The 18,618-nt window shown below is 38.7% G+C and carries 20 protein-coding genes; 12 read left to right on the top strand and 8 right to left on the bottom strand.

Going from position 1 to position 18,618, the window contains the following annotated elements; genetic code table 11:
* Positions 1-149: 149 nt before the first annotated feature.
* The 3 genes from FZC88_RS06095 to FZC88_RS06085 are packed head-to-tail and all read left to right on the top strand — an operon-like array spanning position 150 to position 2,543.
* Positions 150-1,028, top strand: a complete 879-nt coding sequence (locus FZC88_RS06095) for a gamma-glutamylcyclotransferase family protein (protein ID WP_148994037.1) — start codon at positions 150-152, stop codon at positions 1,026-1,028.
* Positions 1,029-1,058: 30 nt separating this feature from the next.
* Positions 1,059-1,889 (top strand): GNAT family N-acetyltransferase, encoded by an 831-nt coding sequence (locus FZC88_RS06090; RefSeq protein ID WP_148994036.1) that lies wholly within the window; start codon positions 1,059-1,061, stop codon positions 1,887-1,889.
* Between the two features lie 27 nt (positions 1,890-1,916).
* Positions 1,917-2,543 (top strand): DedA family protein, encoded by a 627-nt coding sequence (locus FZC88_RS06085; RefSeq protein WP_148971113.1) that lies wholly within the window; start codon positions 1,917-1,919, stop codon positions 2,541-2,543.
* A 38-nt stretch (positions 2,544-2,581) separates the two neighbouring features.
* On the opposite strand, the gene FZC88_RS06080 is transcribed toward FZC88_RS06085, so the two are convergent.
* Positions 2,582-2,917, bottom strand: coding sequence for a hypothetical protein (locus tag FZC88_RS06080; RefSeq protein WP_148971114.1), 336 nt, complete (start codon positions 2,915-2,917; stop codon positions 2,582-2,584).
* Between the two features lie 161 nt (positions 2,918-3,078).
* Here FZC88_RS06080 and FZC88_RS06075 point away from each other — a divergent pair, with 161 nt between their 5' ends.
* From FZC88_RS06075 to FZC88_RS06055, 5 genes are all read left to right on the top strand, one after another.
* Positions 3,079-3,282, top strand: a complete 204-nt coding sequence (locus FZC88_RS06075; RefSeq protein ID WP_148971115.1) for a DUF6501 family protein — start codon at positions 3,079-3,081, stop codon at positions 3,280-3,282.
* Between the two features lie 89 nt (positions 3,283-3,371).
* Positions 3,372-4,277 carry a GNAT family N-acetyltransferase gene (locus FZC88_RS06070; protein WP_148971116.1) on the top strand — a complete coding sequence of 302 codons (906 nt, stop codon included), beginning with the start codon at positions 3,372-3,374 and terminating at the stop codon, positions 4,275-4,277.
* Positions 4,278-4,445: 168 nt separating this feature from the next.
* Positions 4,446-5,327, top strand: coding sequence for an ATP-binding protein (locus FZC88_RS06065; protein ID WP_148971117.1), 882 nt, complete (start codon positions 4,446-4,448; stop codon positions 5,325-5,327).
* Between the two features lie 10 nt (positions 5,328-5,337).
* The gene (locus tag FZC88_RS06060) at positions 5,338-7,257 is read left to right on the top strand and encodes a vWA domain-containing protein (RefSeq protein ID WP_148994035.1); all 1,920 of its coding nucleotides are present in this window, start codon (positions 5,338-5,340) and stop codon (positions 7,255-7,257) included.
* 1,174 nt (positions 7,258-8,431) lie between these two features.
* Positions 8,432-10,006, top strand: a complete 1,575-nt coding sequence (locus FZC88_RS06055; protein ID WP_148994034.1) for a cation:proton antiporter — start codon at positions 8,432-8,434, stop codon at positions 10,004-10,006.
* Between the two features lie 28 nt (positions 10,007-10,034).
* On the opposite strand, the gene FZC88_RS06050 is transcribed toward FZC88_RS06055, so the two are convergent.
* Positions 10,035-11,174, bottom strand: a complete 1,140-nt coding sequence (locus FZC88_RS06050; RefSeq protein WP_148994033.1) for a toxic anion resistance protein — start codon at positions 11,172-11,174, stop codon at positions 10,035-10,037.
* A gap of 17 nt (positions 11,175-11,191) precedes the next feature.
* Positions 11,192-11,821 (bottom strand): 5-bromo-4-chloroindolyl phosphate hydrolysis family protein, encoded by a 630-nt coding sequence (locus FZC88_RS06045; protein WP_148994032.1) that lies wholly within the window; start codon positions 11,819-11,821, stop codon positions 11,192-11,194.
* A 254-nt stretch (positions 11,822-12,075) separates the two neighbouring features.
* On the opposite strand from FZC88_RS06045, the gene FZC88_RS06040 reads away from it, so the two are divergent.
* Positions 12,076-13,254, top strand: a complete 1,179-nt coding sequence (locus FZC88_RS06040) for a D-alanyl-D-alanine carboxypeptidase family protein (RefSeq protein ID WP_148994031.1) — start codon at positions 12,076-12,078, stop codon at positions 13,252-13,254.
* Between the two features lie 52 nt (positions 13,255-13,306).
* Here the strand turns inward: FZC88_RS06040 and yidC are convergent, their stop codons facing one another.
* Both yidC and FZC88_RS06030 read right to left on the bottom strand, forming a co-directional pair.
* Positions 13,307-14,068, bottom strand: a complete 762-nt coding sequence (gene yidC / locus FZC88_RS06035; protein WP_397541170.1) for a membrane protein insertase YidC — start codon at positions 14,066-14,068, stop codon at positions 13,307-13,309.
* 33 nt (positions 14,069-14,101) lie between these two features.
* The gene (locus FZC88_RS06030; protein WP_148994030.1) at positions 14,102-14,383 is read right to left on the bottom strand and encodes a hypothetical protein; all 282 of its coding nucleotides are present in this window, start codon (positions 14,381-14,383) and stop codon (positions 14,102-14,104) included.
* A 169-nt stretch (positions 14,384-14,552) separates the two neighbouring features.
* On the opposite strand from FZC88_RS06030, the gene FZC88_RS06025 reads away from it, so the two are divergent.
* Positions 14,553-14,930, top strand: coding sequence for a fluoride efflux transporter FluC (locus FZC88_RS06025; protein ID WP_148994029.1), 378 nt, complete (start codon positions 14,553-14,555; stop codon positions 14,928-14,930).
* On the top strand, positions 14,920-15,279 hold the full coding sequence (locus FZC88_RS06020) for a fluoride efflux transporter FluC (protein WP_148971125.1): 360 nt from the start codon (positions 14,920-14,922) through the stop codon (positions 15,277-15,279). Before FZC88_RS06025 ends, FZC88_RS06020 begins: the two co-directional genes overlap by 11 nt.
* Positions 15,280-15,344: 65 nt before the next feature.
* On the opposite strand, the gene FZC88_RS06015 is transcribed toward FZC88_RS06020, so the two are convergent.
* On the bottom strand, positions 15,345-15,800 hold the full coding sequence (locus tag FZC88_RS06015; RefSeq protein ID WP_148971126.1) for a cupredoxin domain-containing protein: 456 nt from the start codon (positions 15,798-15,800) through the stop codon (positions 15,345-15,347).
* Positions 15,801-15,970: 170 nt separating this feature from the next.
* Between FZC88_RS06015 and FZC88_RS06010 the strand changes: the two genes are divergently transcribed.
* Positions 15,971-16,318, top strand: coding sequence for a DUF1033 family protein (locus FZC88_RS06010; protein WP_148994028.1), 348 nt, complete (start codon positions 15,971-15,973; stop codon positions 16,316-16,318).
* A gap of 42 nt (positions 16,319-16,360) precedes the next feature.
* Here the strand turns inward: FZC88_RS06010 and FZC88_RS06005 are convergent, their stop codons facing one another.
* Both FZC88_RS06005 and FZC88_RS06000 read right to left on the bottom strand, forming a co-directional pair.
* Entirely contained in the window at positions 16,361-17,500 is a 1,140-nt protein-coding gene (locus FZC88_RS06005) for a Ger(x)C family spore germination protein (RefSeq protein WP_148994027.1), read from the bottom strand.
* Positions 17,497-18,609, bottom strand: a complete 1,113-nt coding sequence (locus FZC88_RS06000) for a GerAB/ArcD/ProY family transporter (protein ID WP_148994026.1) — start codon at positions 18,607-18,609, stop codon at positions 17,497-17,499. The genes FZC88_RS06005 and FZC88_RS06000 overlap by 4 nt, the downstream gene beginning before the upstream one ends.
* Positions 18,610-18,618 lie beyond the last annotated feature (9 nt).

Here is an 18,618-nt window from a genome sequence, read left to right as displayed (position 1 = left end):
TTCACAGGGAATGTCCTTTTCATGCGGAAATAAAAAGTATAGTAGAGTATTAGATAACTGAAATTTCAGAGACTATTTGCTAAAATAAAGAAAAGACTCATTAATATATTAACAATAATATAATTATGTAAACAATTGGAGGGTCATCTGTGTACGTTTTTGTTTATGGGACGTTAAGAAAACACGAAAGCAATCATTTTTTATTAAAGGAAGCCATATTGATTAGGGAACAAGCTTGGGTGGAAGGGGTACTTTACGATACTAAAAGAGGATATCCTGCACTAAAAGAAGGCAACGGGACCACCTATGGCGAATTATATAAAATCGACCCCAGTATATTATCACCGTTAGATGAATTGGAGGATTTCATCGAAGAACGTGAAGAAAACCTTTATATGCGAAAGCTTAAACTTGTCCAAACGGATAATGGACCGCAGGAAGCTTTTGTTTATTATTCTGAAAACGAAGAATTGTTCCAGGAAGAAATTCATTCAGGAGATTGGAAAGTACACCAGTTTCTAAATGAAAAGCCTGATAGGATCCTTTATTTTGCGTATGGTTCTTGCATGGATGATGAGCGTTTTAAAATAGCGCAAGTAGATCACCATTTTAAAAACTGTCTTGGTGCAGGGGTTCTAGAAGGATATTCTATGAAGTATCTCTTTAAAGTACATGATGGTGGCCGGGGAGACATCATTGAGGATGAAGGGACGATGGAAGGGGTAGTATATGAGCTCCCTCAACAAGCAGTGGAATACTTGTTCACTAGAGAAGGGGTAGCACCTGGATGGTATAGAGCAGCTTTCATCGACATACAGATTGGTGGGAAGCTTTACAAGGACGTATTAACCTTTATTGTGAAAGATAAGTGTCAGGAAACCTGTCCCCCAAATCATTATGCAAAAGAGATTCTACGTGGCAGCAGGCCACATGTAAGCAAGTCTTATCATGAAAAGTTACAGCAACAATTAGTTGGAATAGGGATGACGGAAGAGCAGGTGCAGAATCTTCTTATCGGAGAAGAGTAGATGTACGAATGAGTTCCGGGAGGTGAAGTCATGAAGGTAAGTGATGATCTATTATTTACTGCAATAGAATCACACCATTGGGACTATCCAGATCGATTGATACCGAGTGAAGTGGATAGTTTACACAGTGATGGAATCGTTGCAATTAAAAATAAACAGTTGAAAAATGTATTTGCTAATAAGGTACCTAAATTCATTGTGAATAATATGAACGAACTTCATATGAAATGGAAGGTGATTGAAGAGTTTTATGGAAAGGAATCCTTTAGTATGTGGATCAGGGAGCCACTTATCAATCAGGAAGAGGAATTCCTCCAATCACAAGATGGTCTTCTGGAAGAGCGTTATCAGGGGCTGGTATTTGATCTGAATCAGGATCATTTCATCCCTTCACCTGCTCATAGAGTCATTACTGTTGAAAGTGACCTTCACATTCATGATCTTGTAGAAATCAGTTCCTCCATATGGAGTTATCGGGAAGAAGACAAACCGGTCATCTTTAAACAAAGAAAAGAGTTTATGAGCAAATGGGGACCGGATGGTGGGTTCACATTAGCTTACAATAAGGAGGGCCATCCTGTTGGATACGGAAATTATCGGTTCAGCCGTGATCATGAAGTCCTTTACCTCAATGGAGGAGGGGTGCTCCAAAAAGCAAGGCATGGAGGAGTATATTCTTCATTAGTCGCCCATCGATTGGATATGGCAAAACGAGCGCAATGTCGGTTTGTAACCTGTCAGGCGAGAGTCGGTCACTCCGCCCCCATTCTCAAGAGGCTGGGCTTCCAAGCGTTTTCAACCTATCAATATTGGGTAGTGAATAGAAATGCGCAGGCCGTTTTGATAAGTGAGAAAAAATAGTCGCTTTGTGTGAAATGGGGTGGTACGATGGATGTTTTACTACAATTGGTCGATCAATTTGGATATATCGCCATGTTTCTTTTTAGCTGGATTGTATTTTTAGGGTTACCAGTACCTAACGAACTCGCTGCTGCACTCTCGGGATATTTATCTGAATGGAGAAATTTCAACCCGTATACCTCCTTTTTCTTTATGTATAGTGGATTGATTTCTTATGGAATCTTCGCCTTTTTAAACGGCCGGTATTTCGGAACGAAATTAATATCTCGATTTATGAAGGGAGATAAATCAAGGAAACTCATTGACAATGGTGAAAAATGGATTAATAAGTATGGTCCATTTGCCATTTCGTTTAGCTATTTTATACCAGGCATCCGATTATTCATGCCTTATATTGCAGGAACGTCAAAAGGGATTTCTTTCATGAAGTTCCTCTTATATGCTCTTCCGTCTGCCTTCGTTTGGGGTTTTGTGTATTTTCAGATAGGGAGGTATTTCCCAAAAAGTTTTCAGGGATTACTGGAAGAAGTAAGTGTGAAGGCGGGCATCATTTTCTCCATTTTATTCATCGGGATTATCGTGTACAGTATTGTCTTTACCTTGAAAAAAACGCCTGATACCTCTAAATGGAAAAAGGTACGTTATCGAAAATAATAAAAGACTGATCAAAGATGCCTTCTTCTTTAATCAGTCTAGCTATCTTGTTCATCCTTAATAATAGTAAAATACTTTCCGAATACACCCAATGCCTTAATTGTGGTTCTTGAGCCATTTTCATCCTCATATATTTTACCGATTGTGTTGAATAGCAAGTAGCCGTTTTTAACATTTGAGCCTGTTTCAATCAGGGTTGAATAAGAATTCCCTTCAAGTTTCTTCGTACATGTTATGGATTCATGACATTCAATATTGTATTCATCTAAAAGCCATAAATAAAATTGTTCTTCATTAGGTCGGTGGGTGCTCATGTAAAAAACTATCAAAACAAAAGTGAACATACCTATTCTTTTTAAACCGTTTCTCACCATCTTAATCGAACCTCTCCTGCAAATTCCTCCTATAATATACCATATTTTCTTATCGTAAGTGATAGTTTCACAAAAAAACTGACAAATGAGATAGTAGTTGAACTTATAGCTCTGTAAGAATATACTATTAGCATAGTACATTCATAAAGGAGGTTATTGAATTGATTCATAAAACTTGGACGGAAAACAATACCGGAAAAAAGGTAAAATGTGTACATACGGATGCGAAGAAATATACAGTTGAAAATGTTTTAACCATTGGTAAAGAATACGATGTGAAAAACGAATCTGAAGAGTATTACTTCGTCATCGATGAGAGTGGGAAAATGGGAGGCTTCTACAAAGAGTACTTTGAAGAGGTATAAACCACTTCTTTCTGGCTGGTTTCTTTATAATGTGGAGAAACCGGCTTTTTTGATGGCTACTAAAATATGGTGCAAATGGGGAAAAGCGAATGAAACACTCATTTAGTAAACGAATCATTTCTACGGAGGACCAAGCATCTCTGAATAACCTTTTCAAGACTTATGAAACTGAAGTATATGGAGAGGTTCAAACGAGTGAAGCTGATATTCAAGAAATGATTGATTCTATTCCCGAAGCTGACCGAAGAGGGCTTTGGGATGAAGGGGATTTAGTAGCTATCTCCATACTTACTGAAAAAGATCACCGTTTACCTTCATTAATCCTTGCCCTTCCTAACGATCATATGGAGCTCTATATTGGTGAGATGGCAGAAGAGCTTTTTACATCAGCCAGGAGAAAGAAAGAAACGAATTCAGATTCAAAAACCATTATCCTATCTGGGAATCTTGAGAAAGAGAAAAAGGCTTTTGAGAAACATGGCTTTACACCAACTCGATATTGGTTTCAGATGAAAAAAGACCTCAAAGATCTATCTTTTGCATCAGTCTCTTCATCATATTGTATTTCAAGCTTCAATCCCGATACCGAAACGGAGAGTCTTCATCAGGTGTTTGAAGAGGTGTTCTCGGATCACTTTGATTATCACCCATCCACCCTGGATGAATTTAAGAAACGTTTTCTTCGCCCCTCATTTGACCCCGATCTCTGGTTTGTATTAAGAGAAGAAAATGCCCTGGTAGGTTTTGTCTTTTGTTCGGTTAACAATGAAACAAAATTAGGGGAAATCACTCATTTGGGGATTTGCAAAAAGTGGCGTCGCAAAGGGCTCGCCCATTATTTGCTCAATTATGCTTTTTCAAAATTGAAAGAGGAAGGAATGACTACAGCCGCTCTTTCAGTCGACAGTGACAGCTATACAGACGCAACCATTGTTTATCAAAAAGCTGGAATGTATGTATATCGAGGGTTCACTCGATATGATTTAGAAGTTTAGAAGCTGAAACACCCAATCAAGGGTGTTTTTTTACATTTTGTTATATTAATTGGTTGCTAATCCAGAACTAAAATATATGCATTGAAACAAAATTAGGCATAGCCTTTGCAGTGTAAGCGTTATTACATGTAGAATGTCTAGTATGTGAAATGGAAAGGATGTCATTAAATGAATGTTGAACGGTTATTACCAGAATCGGTTACTTATATATTAAACGAGAGAAAACAATTATTCTCATCTCCTGAGCATTCTTCATTAATAGGAGAAGGGGGGTATACTGCTAGTGAAGACTATATTATTGAAGATAGTATCATCTCTCTGTCGTTAGGGAAAAATCTTCTTCTTAAGGGACCCACTGGTTCAGGGAAAACGAAGCTATCAGATACCTTGTCATCCATCTTCTCCCAACCGATGCACAGTATAAATTGCTCGGTTGATTTAGATGCAGAAGCATTACTGGGCTATAAAACAATCAGCGAAAGAGACGGAAAAAACACCATTGAATTCATCGAGGGACCTGTTATTCAAGCGATGAAAAATGGGCATCTCCTTTATATTGATGAAATCAATATGGCTAAGCCTGAAACGCTGCCGATCTTAAATGGTGTGTTGGATTACCGCAGAAGTATAACGAATCCATTTACAGGGGAAATCGTCAAAGCCGCGCCAACTTTCGGTGTAATTGCGGCAATTAATGAAGGATATGTAGGCACAGTTCCATTAAATGAAGCGTTAAAAAATCGTTTTGTTGTAATAGATGTACCGTATATCGAAGGGGAAACGTTAAAGAGTGTGATTGAAAGTCAAAGCAAGCTGTCCGATTCTAAGCTTATTACTCAGTTTGTAGCCCTGTCTTCGGATTTAATGGTTCAAGTGAAAAATGGTCAAATTTCAGAGGAAGCGGCATCCATACGTGCCCTTTTAGATGCCTGTGATTTAGCCGTTTACTTGCCGGCAAAAAGGGCTATACAACGTGGAATCGTAGATAAACTGGAAGACGAACGAGAAAAAGCGGCTATACAAAATATAGCTGAAACATTATTTGAATGAGGGACATGTAATGCATCGATTTATCCAATTTAATGATGAAACCATTGACTCTTTTTTAGTGATGGAAATGGCTGATTTGACGAAAACACTTTCCAAAAATGCCGATATGAACTTGAAATACGGACCGTTTTCTTATCTCGATTATAAAGAAGGAACGGTTTATGTCAGTCATTTTTGGGATCACCGGAAAAAAGAAGAAGAAATACATGGATTGAAAAGTGATATTTATTTAAGGACGATCGGTAATCTTCATGAAACCATGAACGAAGAGGTTATCGATTATATTGAGAAGGTGAAAGGAACGTCTGTTCCCCGATTTGCCAAGCAGCTATTTGTCATTGGTGAAGAGGCTCGATTAGAGGAAATCTGTAAATCAAAGCGTCCAGGAACTAAGAAGTCATTTAAGACAAGAAGAAAATTATATCGCCAGCACTTCGAAGCACAGCTTAAAGTAAACATTACGAAAAGTGTTTTTACAGATGCATTATTTAATTCAATATTCCTTCTTCTCCATGCACAATCTCCATTAGAAGAACCTGTTAGGATAAATGAGGATATTGATTTAGCAATGCCCTTTATGCATCGGCAAATCACCCGATTCTTTGAAACCCGTAACACCAAAGATGTAGTAAGAATTTGCTTGGAAATGGTAGAAGTAATAGATGAGATTGTAAAAAAAGATATGTTGAATGAATACTTCCATTTACCTGAAGATGTGTATAACACGGAGGAATTGATTACTGAAACATTTGACGATTTAAAAAGAAAAGATCCCCTTGCTAATCAGGATGTGTTGGAAGAAGAGAGCACAGGGGAGGAAGAAGTGATAGATGAAGAATTCCGAACTTGGCACCGGGAAACGAGTGACAAAGGGGAGTCATTCCTTCAGTTTGACTTAGATCAAGGGTCTCAATCCGATCTTATGGGCGAAGGTGTCCGTGAAGGAGATGATGGAGACCAGGCAATGGCTATGGTACAGGGCTCAGCTAAAGAAACGGAGCAGGAGCAGTACCAAAATGTGAAGCCACAGGAGCAAGAAAGAGATGAACTTGGTGGTGGAGAAGCTGAGTATGGAAAGGACAATCGCTTTGCTGTACCTCACTTTATTTCTCCAACCATTCCTACTTCTGAAGACAAGCACTTGTATAACCTTAACAAAGGGATAATTGCTCCTTATCAAAAGAAACTTCAGAAAATGATCGAGAAAACATTGGAGCATAAGCGAATCCAGCCTAGAAGTGATTTGCACTTCGGCAGGCTGAACAAAAAGTTATTGCGCTTTATCACAGACGATAACCCAAGACTTTTCTATAAAAAGCAAAACCCTTCATCTGAAATAGATGCTGTTTTCTCATTATTGGTAGATTGTTCAGGTTCGATGTATGACAAAATGGATCAAACAAAGCAGGGTATTACGTTATTTCATGAATCTTTAAAGTCCGTTCGGGTGCCACATGAAGTTGTCGGCTTCTGGGAAGATACCAACCGGGCGACAAAGACCAGTCAACCAAATTATATGAACCCTGTACTGGACTTCTATTCTTCCTTAAAACCTAACAGTGGTTCAGAAATCATGCAGCTCCAACCTGAAGAAGATAATAGGGATGGCTTTGCCATTCGGTTAATGACAGAACGGATTATTAGACGGAACGAAAAACAGAAATTCCTTCTTGTCTTTTCAGACGGTGAGCCAGCGGCCATGGATTATGAGCAAAACGGGATTGTTGATACTCATGAAGCTGTATTAGACGCAAGAAAACAAGGGATAGAAGTCATCAACGTCTTTTTAGCGAACGGCGAAATAGATGAGGGACAAAGAAAAACCATTCAGAATATATATGGGAATTACAGCATTCTTGTTTCGGATGTAGAAGAACTCCCTGAGGTTTTGTTTCCTTTATTACGGAAACTTCTATACAAAAGTATATAGATGAAGGAACAAGGCGATTACATGGGAAACATGTAGTCGTCTTTTTTTTGGGGTGGGGGAGGAGGAATTAAAATCAGTCCTTTGGCTGAAACAAAATCAATCATCCATCTCATTCGGATCCCCTTTACCTGCAATATACTGAAAGTAATAACATTAAAGGGGATGGATAGGATGAACAATATTTCTGATATGAATGCCGCGATTCATGAATATCACAGAATTAATCACATCTTGAATCTAAAAGGGTGGCGGCAAAAAAGAACCTCAAAGAAACAATATTACTCTCCATGGTTTGGTGAAAATCTGTAAGTGGAAAATTCATTAAGTTCGAAAAGAGAGGAAAAAAATGTATAATAAAAGAATGACTTTTCTCACTTTATCGTAGAAGGTCATTCTTTTTTTGTATGCTCTTTTCGCAAGGCTCTTTTCGTAAAGTTTGTTGCTATTGTAGAGGAGAAAGTAATAGTTGATTTCCGCTACAGGATGCTCGCTTTCCGCGGGGCTGGCGGTGAGCCTCCTAGGCTGCGCCTCCGGGGTCTCACCTGTCTAGCTACGGGGCTTAGGGGCTCGAGGTCATAAGCCAAGTCTGCCAAAAAGGCAATGAGCGCCTTTCCGGCAGACTCGTCTTATGCTTGTCGCCCCTGGGCAAAGCCCCTTCGCTTTTCTTACTGTCCAGCTATTCCCGCAGGAGTCGAACATCCTGCAGCGAGGATCAACTTTCTAAGCATGTATCCTTAATGGAAAACAATAAAAACAAGAATTTTAGCAAACCATCTCATTTAAGGTAAGTAGAAATTGATTTTCCTTTTAAAGAAGAAGAATTATTATTTTCTAGTTACATTGTTTTCATGTACACCTTTAAGCTCTGTCACAAAAATTCTCTTAAAGTGCGCAGACTCCTGCGGAAGTACGGGCGTGCCGAGACCCCGTTCGGCTAAGCTGAGGAGGCTCGGCCGAACGCTAGCTGCAAGCGGAGCAGTTCCCCTCACCATCCAGCATAGGCTGGTTGACAGAGCCTTGGCAGATTCTATGCTAGAAAACTACAATCTTTACAAAAAGAGCCTTTTTGTATGGTGAAAAATCATTCAAATGGGAGTCATATTCATGCCGAAGGGAAGGTTAATAAATAAAGAGATGAGGAAAAATGTATGAAGAAAGGGAGGTAACGGTGATTATGCATGAGTTAGATATGCACCATATTTTTGAACTGGGACTTATTTTAGTGATGATCGCAGCAGGCATAACGGCAATTGCCAAGAAATTCAAACAGCCCTATCCAATTGCCCTTGTCATTGTAGGTGCCCTAATCGGGTTATTCAATATACCAATCCTTGAGCCCCTCAAGGATTTTATAACAGAAGGGGAAGTATTTAATTTTGTCATTATCACACTTTTTTTACCAGCTCTTTTGGGAGAAGCAGCTTTGAAGCTGCCTTTTACCCATTTGCGAGCTAACAAGGAGCCGATTATAGCACTGGCTTTCGGTGGAACATTCATTTCTTTCTTGATAATAGGATTTACAGCGTATTACTTCTTTGACTTTCCGGTCCCGACAGCCTTTGTTTTTGGGGCATTGATGAGTGCGACCGACCCTGTCAGTGTATTATCCATATTCAAAAGTGTAGGGGTAAAGAAGAGGTTGGCTGTTGTCATTGAAGGTGAAAGCTTATTTAATGACGGTTTAGCCGTGGTACTGTTCAATATTTCAGCTTACTATTTACTATCCTATATCGATGCAGGCTGGGCTGGACTTGGAAGTGGGATTTGGGAGTTCATCCGGGTAGTATCCCTGGGGGTCATTATTGGAAGCTCCCTCGGTTATGCATTTTCCATATTAACGAAGTACTTCGATGACTATCCGTTGGAAATCATTTTTAGCGTGATTTTGTTTTATGGTTCATTCCTTCTTGCAGAGAGTGTCCATGCTTCAGGTGTTATCGCGGTCGTCATTGCGGCTCTTATATTTGGAAATTATGGCGGGAAAATTGGTATGAGTCCTACAACCAAATTGAATATTAACAGCTTTTGGGATGTAGCTGCGTTACTCGCCAATTCCCTCGTTTTCTTAATGGTTGGCCTTGAAATAACAAGGATTGACTTAGTTGATAAATGGCCGTATATTTTCGCAGCCATAGTCTTAGTGCTTTTGGCACGAAGTATTGCCGTCTATACAAGTTTATCTCTCATTGGGAATTTCCCTCATAAATGGAAGCATATTTTGAATTGGGGAGGTTTGAAAGGATCGTTATCCATTGCCTTGGTACTTAGTCTGCCAAGAGACTTTCCAGGCAGAGAAGACGTCCTGATTCTTGGTTTTAGTGTGGTATTATTCAGCCTTGTCATTCAAGGGCTGACGATCAAACCACTGATAAATTTATTAGGGATTAAACCAAAGGAAGAAGGACATGCAGAATTTGAAAAATTGCTCAGTCAACTCCACAGATATGAAACAGCCATCGGTGAAATCCACCGGGTAAAACAAAAGCTCTATATTACAGACCCTGTATCAAATGAGCTTATCGATACGTATACAAAAAGAATTGATATGTTAAAAGCTCAATTGGATAATCTATTCAAAAGAAATCCAGTGTTAAAAGCAGACCAGCTTACGACACTGAGAAAACACGCTTTATACGCAGAATATGAGGCCGTTGCCAAACTGGAAAAAGAAGAAATCATCACTAGCTCTATCGCTGAAAAGGAATATGATGCTATAACGGATAGCATTGTTCATAATGAAGAAAAATAGTAAAAGAGGGGCCATATCGGCTCCTCTTTTACTTTCTGATTTCAATGAGTTTTTGTTTTAAGTCGTTTTCCATGGTGACCATTTCCTGTTCTGCCTGCTGACGTTTCTGTCGTCCTTCTGCTTGAATGGCCAAGGTTTCCTCAATGGTGGAAATAAGGTTTTCTTGTGTTTTTTTCAAAGTTTCAATATCAATGATTCCACGTTCATTTTCTTGTGCGGTTTCAATACTATTTGTTTTAAGCATTTCTGAATTTTTCAGAAGGAGCTCATTGGTGGTGCGTGAAACCTGTTTCTGAGCGGCTACAGCCTTTTGCTGATTCAGAAGAGTCAGTGCTATGGCAATTTGATTCTTCCAAAGAGGAATGGCTGTGAGCACCGATGCCTGTATTTTTTCTGCCAGTGCCTGGTTCGTATTTTGTATCAGGCGTATTTGAGGGGCAGACTGAATGGTCATTTGTCTACTTAGCTTTAAATCATGAATACGTTTATCCAATCGATCTAGAAACTGCATCGTATCATTGACTTCCTGATAAATTAACTCGTCATCCGTTTCTTCCGCCTTCTTGCGTAATGAAGGAAGCAGTGTATGTTGAATCTCTTCACGTTTAATTTCAGCTGCTGCAATGTACATATTCAGAGCTTGAAAATAGTCTTTATTTTTTTCATATAAAGTTTCCAATAATCGATTATCATCAAGCAGGGTCTTTTTTGAATGTTCGAGCCTGACTGAAATGCGATCGATCTGTGAGCCGATCTTTTGGTATTTGGAAAGGACCTCCTGCAGGGAGGAAGAGACTTTACGGAATAGCTTTTTGAAGACACCTTTTTGCTTGGTGTTTAGCTCATCCGGATTCATTTGCTCGAGCTTTTTCATTAAATCTCCTAACACATCGCCAATTGGGCCGATGTCCCGTTTTTGTACATGATCGAGCATGGAGTGGGAGAAAGTAGATAGCTGGGTCTGAGCGGCAGTTCCATATTTTAATATCGCTTCATAGTCTTTATAGTCAATCTGCGCCGCCAATTGTTTTGCCTTTTCCTGCTGTTCTTTTGGTAAGCGGTCGAGTAGCAAAGGAGATTTTGTCTGCTCACTTACAGCAGGCATTTCATCTCCAAACGGGTTGGAAAGCAGCAGGTCCAGTTCAGATTGTTCATTTCGTTGCTCCATCGTAAAACCTCCGATATCTATTTTAAGTCTTTTTTATGAGATAAATGTTGATTGGCAAAGTTTAGTTCAAACTGTAGTGTATCCATATCATTAGCCAGTACGTTTTGCAAGTCTTTCTCCAATGACCCTGTCAGATCATCAAGTGTAGTCCGGGTTTGTTGAAGTGATAAGAATGCTTCTTTGTTTTTCCCGGATTGTGCAGCAAGAAACGTATATTTTTCTGTGATTTCAACAACTGAATCCAGATGGTAGAAGAAAAATGATTCTGCAGAAAAGAATCTTTTTGGCTCTTTTTTTACAAGTTGATAAATTCTTCTGCTCAATCTGTTCAACTCGAGGATTTGCTTAAATGCCCCAAGTGACCTTACCCTTAATTGTTGTTTTTGAAGGCGTTTTACTTTTTCTTTCGCTTCTTTTAAATTCTTGTTAATATATCGAAATTCCTGTGAGGAAAGTCCATTTTTTTTCAGCCACCATCTCTTTTGGAATCCCTTTACGACGAAGAAAAAGAGAATACCTGTACCGAGACTTGACAAGAATGTAAGAGGAAACCCTAAGTCAAATAGGAGTAAGTAGGCGATAAAACTACTGGTCCCTATACTGAATGAGATGACTGTTCTTACTGAAAATTGAAGAAATGTATTCATTTCATCTACCCCTTAATAAAGATGCTTACGTTAAATACGATTTAATGAGCAAAAAGGTTTCATATTCATACTCTTATTTTATTGTATATGAAGGTGAAATGGAAATATAGATACCTTTTATTATACAAACTGAAATCGATGTCAGGATTTGACACCATTCTTTCAATTTCTTAACATTTCTCAGATTCCTGATTATATATATAACATTTTTGATAGAATGGGTTAGTACATTGACAAGACAGGTGTGTGGATATATGAAAAAATGGTTCGTTGTGCTGATCTTATTTTTCTTTTCTTCCTCTATCGTATCAGCTCAAGAAAATAATGTAAAAAAACCTAAAAACATCATTAGTGATTCTGCTATCATAATAGATTCTAAAACAAAGAGTATATTGTACTCGAAAAATTCGACAAAACGAATGAATCCTGCAAGCATTACCAAAATTGCTACAGCTATTTATGCAATCGAGCATGCAAACCTTGATGATAAGGTGGTAATAAGTGAGAAAGCAAGTAATACAGAAGGCTCAACCGTTTACTTAGAAGAAGGGGAAAGTGTTTCTTTGGAGCAGTTGCTCCAGGGGCTGATGGTCAACTCCGGTAATGATGCAGCGGTTGCCATTGCTGAACACACTGAGGGATCCGTTCAGCAATTTGTTGAAAAATTAAACATCTTTTTAAAAAACGAAATTGGCGTAGAGAAAACAAATTTTGAAAACCCTCATGGACTCTTCGGTAAGAATCACTATACAACGGCTTATGATATGGCAGTGATTACTAGCTATGCTTTAAAAAACAAACAATTTCAAGAGCTATTTAGTTTGAAATCCATTGATTGGTCGACTGAGGGATGGAAGACTACTCTTTATAATCATCATAAAATGGTGAAAGGAGAACTTCCTTATCCGGAAGTGACCGGAGGGAAGAATGGGTTCATAGATGAATCCAGACATACGCTTGTGACTTCTGCTGAAAATAAAAACCTTTCTCTGGTCATTGTTACAATGAAGGCTCAGTCGAAGAGAGCCATTTACTCAGATACCAGAAAACTACTTGATTATGGCTTGAACAGTTTCACCAGAAGCCATATTCCAAAAGGTACGGTCTTTCAATATGAGGATACTTCTTTTGAGCTTAATCAGGATTTCCAATATACCCAGCCTATGAATGGAAAGTTCACCGAGAGCCTGGATCGAAAGGGAGTATTAACACTATATAACGAAGATCATGAAGAAATGGCTACAACAAATCTCAGTCCTGTGATGAAATCTCCCGTAAAACATAAAAACGCAGTTGCTTCGAGTGAAAGCACAGAATTATTTTTCGGAGATGAATTAAGACAACAAATCCTATTCTATCCGTTTTTTATTTACATGATCCTGCTTTTCATTATGGGAATTTCCATTTTTCGAATAGGATCTGTCAAAAAATAATCCTGAAAATAATATTTAGATTAAAAAAAGGGAGCTTGCGAGCTCCCTTTTTTTAATGACTTTCTTGTTTTTCTAAAGAAGGTTGTTGATGATAAAGAGTCTTACCAATCATCGTTTGTAAGATGAGAAATGCCCCTCCTACTGTCCAATACAGGGGCAAGGCAGCAGGCGCATTAAATGAAAAAATAAAGATCATAATGGGCGAAAGATAGCTCATTATTTTCATTTGGGCCTGCTGTTCTTCAGGAATATTCATTAAAGATACCCGGGCTTGGGCTAAATAAACCAATCCAGCGATAATGGCCATTATATAGTCCGGCTGTCCCAAATTAAACCATAGAAAGGAGTGGCTTGCGATTTCAGACGATGACCGAATCGCATAATATAACCCTATCAATATTGGTGTTTGAATTAACAAAGGTAAACATCCCATATTAAGAGGATTCACTCCGTGTTTTTGGTAAAGCATCATCATTTCTTGCTGCAGTTTCTTTTGTACATCTTTATCTTTCGCTTCTTTTATCTTCTTTTGAATGTGGGTCATCTCCGGCTTGATTAAAGCCATTTTCCCTTTCATCTCCTGTTGATTCTTATACGTTTTAAGCATAAAAGGAAAAAGAATGAGACGAATAAGAAGGGTAATGACAATGATCGCAAGACCAAAGTTTCCATCCAGGAAGGTACCTATTTCATGGATGAGAAACGAAAACGGGTTAACAAGATAGTCGTGAAAGAACGCTCCTTCAGTGGTTGCACTTTGACACCCTGATAGAGTGAATAGTGCCAGTAGCATGATGAATGAAAATTTCCTCAATGATAATTCCTCCTCTGTATAAATGCTTGCTGGTTAAAAGCAAACAGAAGAGGATTCTTCGTCATTATCGGTGTGATAAAATTGGAATTTCATGCAAGTAATGAACCGGATCCCGATAGGAATCATTTCATTAGCTGCAACGCACTTTGCGATGATATTTGGTCCTTCAACTTTCTTATCATAGGGTCGTACGTAAAGATGAAATGTGCCAGGTAAGTGATTCCAAATCCAAGCGATGAAAAATAGTAATACGATACTAAAATGTAATGGACTTAAGTAAAAATCCAATAAGTCTTGTATAATGATAAATGTCAATGGAGAAGACTCCTTCAATTTACTGATCAAAATAATTGTTAAAGCATTAACTCTATTCCATTAAAGTATACTCCTAAATGGCATAAGAAACTATAGTAATTGTACATACGAAATTGTGAGCAAAAGGTTTCACACAAAAAAATCTTATAAAACAGGGATGTTTTACAAAATGAAATATTTATTAGTCGGGATCGGTGGAGCGTTGGGAAGTTTTTGCAGGTGGGGAATTAGTTATCTCTGGACCATTCAAAACGGGTTACCGTTCGCGACATTAACGGCGAATCTCCTGGGAAGCTTTCTATTAGCTTATTTCTATAGTCGATGGTCTTCTAAATATGAAAAATCGTATTTACTTATTGCAACAGGGTTCCTGGGCTCATTTACAACTTTTTCGACAGTTAGTATCGAGTTGGTCACCTTTTTATTGCAGAAGCAATGGGGCATGCTTTTCTTGTATATGTCCATTACTTCTTTTGGAGGGATGCTTTTTGCATGGTTGGGCTTTGTCTCTGGAAGGAAAGGGAGGATGATTGGTCATGGGAGTTAGCATATTGTTGATCGCATTAGGGGGGAGTGTTGGGGCAATCGGACGGTTTATAGTCGCGAACGTGGTTAAGCGATTCAGTAGTTCGCGGTTTCCGAAAGCGACTCTGTTGATTAATGGGTTTGGCTCTTTACTATTGGGAATTCTGGTTGGAAGGGGTGCCGAGGAGAATGTTATGTTTTTTTTCGGGATCGGAGTGTGTGGAGCATTTACTACCTTTTCAACCTTAAACTGGGAGGTATTGAGACTTCTCCAGGAAAATATAAAAATGGGCCTGTTTTATTTTTTCGCAAGTTATCTCATTGGGATCGTATTTGGAGCGGCAGGGTATGCAATGGGCATGGCATTGTAATAGGATGCCATGCCCAAGATCTCCAAGTGGCTAACTTCCATATTAGAGTACCCACAATTCATGCATCAATCAACTACTATATACGCAATCATTGGACCGTTACGATCAATGGTCTCATGTGTTTCGCATATCAGTCTATACGTCCCCTCTTTTGAAAACGACACATTTACAACGGTTTCTTCCCCTTTTTTCACTGTACCTTTAATATCGGTCCCCTCGATATAGAACGGATGTTCCATTCCGTTAACGCCATAAATGCGCAATTCCACTGGATGATCTTTTTCAACTACAATCGTACCCGGATCCCATCGATAAGCTTCTATTTCTTTTCCCGATGGTGTTTCTGATTTGAATTCCCCTGTGACAAGCTGAATGACTTGTTTCTCACCCTTTTTATCTGATAATGAAACGGTAGGATAGGAGTTTTTAGAAGATAATGCCCAAATCGTGCCGACAGTAATGATCATAATGGTAACTAATAATGCGATGATGGAGCCTTTCTTTAATACAATAAAATTCAAATGTTTTTCCTCCCTTTTATTTTAGATTTGATCCTAATAGGTCTTTTTTATTAAACCTATGCTTGTACAGGAGGGAACTTGTCAATAATTTAGAGTAGTATAATTTAAATATTTTTCTTTCGTTCGTTTTTTTTGTACAATTTGGACATGGAAAAAAGGAGGGTGAAGCATTGAATAATACTTGGAGAGTCATGACCACAAAAAGTGATGCAGAGCCTTGGTGGTTTTTTGAAGGCTGGGAAAAAGATATTGTTCAAGAGTGGACGTTTAATGACAGGGATGAAGCAATCGGAAGGTTTCTTGAAGAAATGAGACGACTGAGTCAAAGCCATCGTAAGTCAAAAAGTAAAAAGTTGCACTCTATTGCGTTTTGGGACGCAGGTGAAGCGTTTTTTTGCGAAGCGTGTGACGATGATCTGCAGGTCTATTACGGATTGATCATTTTTGAAAATGACGGACCGATGGAAATAAAGGATGAGTCCGTCATCAATGAAATCACAGATCGAATTCAACAATAATAAAAATGGGTCCACCTTTATTGGATGGACCCTTAGGTTTAATCAATCAATCACTCCTGTGCGAATGATTTTATTTTCTACTTTCACATGAAAAGAAGCATCCTTGTACAGTTTATCCCACTTTTCCCTCGATAAATCTTCGTGTCCCCTTATACTTTTATACTCCATTCCAAATCCAATCGGGTCCGTGCCTTGCTCTTGAAGCATCAAGATCATTTCTTTAATGTTCTTTTCGATATAATCCCCAATCTCATCTTCAAGTAATCTTAACGCTTTCGGATCTGACAACTTCATTTCTTCAGACATTTCAAGCAAACGAGATTCGATCTTCAATTTCACTTCAAAAGATGGTGTTGCTTTTTTCTCTGTTTTTATCTTATGAGATGATTTTATACTATCAATCATAATATAAACCTTATCTTTTTCTTGTCGAAGATGAGGACTTGTTAAGTAAGGTTCGAACTTTTCCAATGGTAGTTCCACTTCGACACTGCCGGCATTGTAATCTTCCATAAGAGATCGAATAAAAAAAATCTTGTCTTTTTTAATCTCTTTAATGAATTTATCCCTTGTAAACAATGCGAACCCATCCACACCAACCTTCCCGTCTGATGCCTTTAGCAATGGCAGGATCGGGTCTTTGCCGACACTGCCGTAATCGGTGATGAATTCCTGTAGCGTTGGAGAAACAAGCGTTTCCGATTCAACATTTTGCCTGACCAAGTTATATAAGTATGTCCCCATGTTCGATGGTCTTTCCGTCATTTGATAATTGAGGATTTCTTCGGCAGTCGTATCAGCTATTGTTAAGTACACCATATTCCCAATGGAAGAATCCCGTTCCAACGTATCAACCAAGTGAGAAATCCCTTTTTCCGCAAGCTCCCTTCCGTATACAGTAATCCTTAACTGACCGGAAACAAGTTTATGATCGGTCTCTAAATTCTGTGACAGACGAATCCCTTTACTCGTCTTTGACTTACTTATAAGTACCTTTTCAACATCCTGCATGGCTGGGTTAAACTGATAGAGGACCATTGTGCCGGTTATTTTCTCGTCATCAGCCTGATCATATCCAACCGCTGTAATCAATCCCAGCTTTTCTAAATACCTTGTCTCCACGCAGCTGCTTAAGAAACATGAAGAGAAACAAAGCAGAAGGAGCATGGTGGTTCTAATCATACATTCACACCCTTTTCCTTCTTAGCGATGAATTTCAATTTAACCAGTATGAATAGGAAGCAGGGATAAATGAATGAAAGAATAAAACTCGACGTCCCAACCTTGTCTGTAATGGTATTCATCGTGAGACGATCCTGCACGCATAGGGATAATATCCAAAGCAGGATGGCGAAGAGGTAAATGGATTTTTTTTGAGATACATTAAATACTCTTTTCATTCCTCTTGAAGCTGCCCAGAAATAAAGACAGATATTTGGGAGGATGACCAGCATCCAGAAGGAAACGGCAATAAATTCAAATCGCTCCAAGTTTGGAATCCTCAATATCTTAAACATGGACAGGACTGGCCAGATGGTCTTTAAAAGGGCATCTTCAGAGAAAAAACCGATACTGACAACGGTCACAACCGTAAAGAGAAAACATGAATACCCTGCACCGATCAGCCCAAATTTAAGTGCTTTTTTCTTATCCTTTATGTAAGGGTACACAAATAATATTAATTCAAAGCCAATGAGAGTAAAGCTTGATTTGTAAATCCCCATCATAATCTCCTTCGGGGAAGATGTTAAGACTGGTTGTAGGTGATTGAAGTCCATATATTTAATTGGAGTATAGATCATAAATACTAACCAGAAGGCGAGGATGAGTCCTAAAAAAGCAATACCGACCACTACCCGGATTCCCCCCAATACACAATAAACCATTAAAAAAATCAATAAGCCCATCAAGAGCCATGTTGGCATTTTAGGGAATATCCACGCCTGGACCATCTCAATATAGTTCATTAAGATCACGTAAGTGACACTGAGATAATATCCAATATACAGGATGTTAAATCCTTTGCTGAACCATTTCCCATAAATGTCCAAGTGAATACCGTACAGATCGGGACTATCGTATGTTTCAAGCATTTTTACCATGATAAAAAGAACAAAAGATACAAGAGTTCCAGCCAAAAGGATTGAAATCCATGCGTCCCTGTTTGCCTCCATGTAAATGATCCTGGGCAGCCCTGCAATCCCCACTCCGGTTTGGGCTGTGTGTAAGATAAACATTATCAAAAAGGCATTAAACATTAACCGTTCCTTTGGCTTTACATTAATATCCATACATTTCAT

The sequence above is a fragment of the Rossellomorea aquimaris genome, from assembly GCF_008180865.1.
GTDB classification, from domain to species: Bacteria; Bacillota; Bacilli; order Bacillales; family Bacillaceae_B; genus Rossellomorea; species Rossellomorea yichunensis.
The sequence above is the reverse complement of the archived record's forward strand: the minus strand, read 5'-3'. Positions and strand labels throughout refer to the sequence as shown.

Coding starts and splice junctions, on each gene's coding strand:
- FZC88_RS06090 (WP_148994036.1), top strand. CDS start 1,059: ATGAAGGTAAGTGATGATCTATTATTTACTGCAATAGAATCACACCAT.
- FZC88_RS06085 (WP_148971113.1), top strand. CDS start 1,917: ATGGATGTTTTACTACAATTGGTCGATCAATTTGGATATATCGCCATG.
- FZC88_RS06080 (WP_148971114.1), bottom strand. CDS start 2,917: ATGGTGAGAAACGGTTTAAAAAGAATAGGTATGTTCACTTTTGTTTTG.
- FZC88_RS06020 (WP_148971125.1), top strand. CDS start 14,920: ATGGGAGTTAGCATATTGTTGATCGCATTAGGGGGGAGTGTTGGGGCA.
- FZC88_RS06060 (WP_148994035.1), top strand. CDS start 5,338: ATGCATCGATTTATCCAATTTAATGATGAAACCATTGACTCTTTTTTA.
- FZC88_RS06055 (WP_148994034.1), top strand. CDS start 8,432: ATGCATGAGTTAGATATGCACCATATTTTTGAACTGGGACTTATTTTA.
- FZC88_RS06050 (WP_148994033.1), bottom strand. CDS start 11,174: ATGGAGCAACGAAATGAACAATCTGAACTGGACCTGCTGCTTTCCAAC.
- FZC88_RS06040 (WP_148994031.1), top strand. CDS start 12,076: ATGAAAAAATGGTTCGTTGTGCTGATCTTATTTTTCTTTTCTTCCTCT.
- FZC88_RS06065 (WP_148971117.1), top strand. CDS start 4,446: ATGAATGTTGAACGGTTATTACCAGAATCGGTTACTTATATATTAAAC.
- FZC88_RS06070 (WP_148971116.1), top strand. CDS start 3,372: ATGAAACACTCATTTAGTAAACGAATCATTTCTACGGAGGACCAAGCA.
- FZC88_RS06000 (WP_148994026.1), bottom strand. CDS start 18,609: ATGGATATTAATGTAAAGCCAAAGGAACGGTTAATGTTTAATGCCTTT.
- FZC88_RS06025 (WP_148994029.1), top strand. CDS start 14,553: ATGAAATATTTATTAGTCGGGATCGGTGGAGCGTTGGGAAGTTTTTGC.
- FZC88_RS06045 (WP_148994032.1), bottom strand. CDS start 11,821: ATGAATACATTTCTTCAATTTTCAGTAAGAACAGTCATCTCATTCAGT.
- FZC88_RS06005 (WP_148994027.1), bottom strand. CDS start 17,500: ATGATTAGAACCACCATGCTCCTTCTGCTTTGTTTCTCTTCATGTTTC.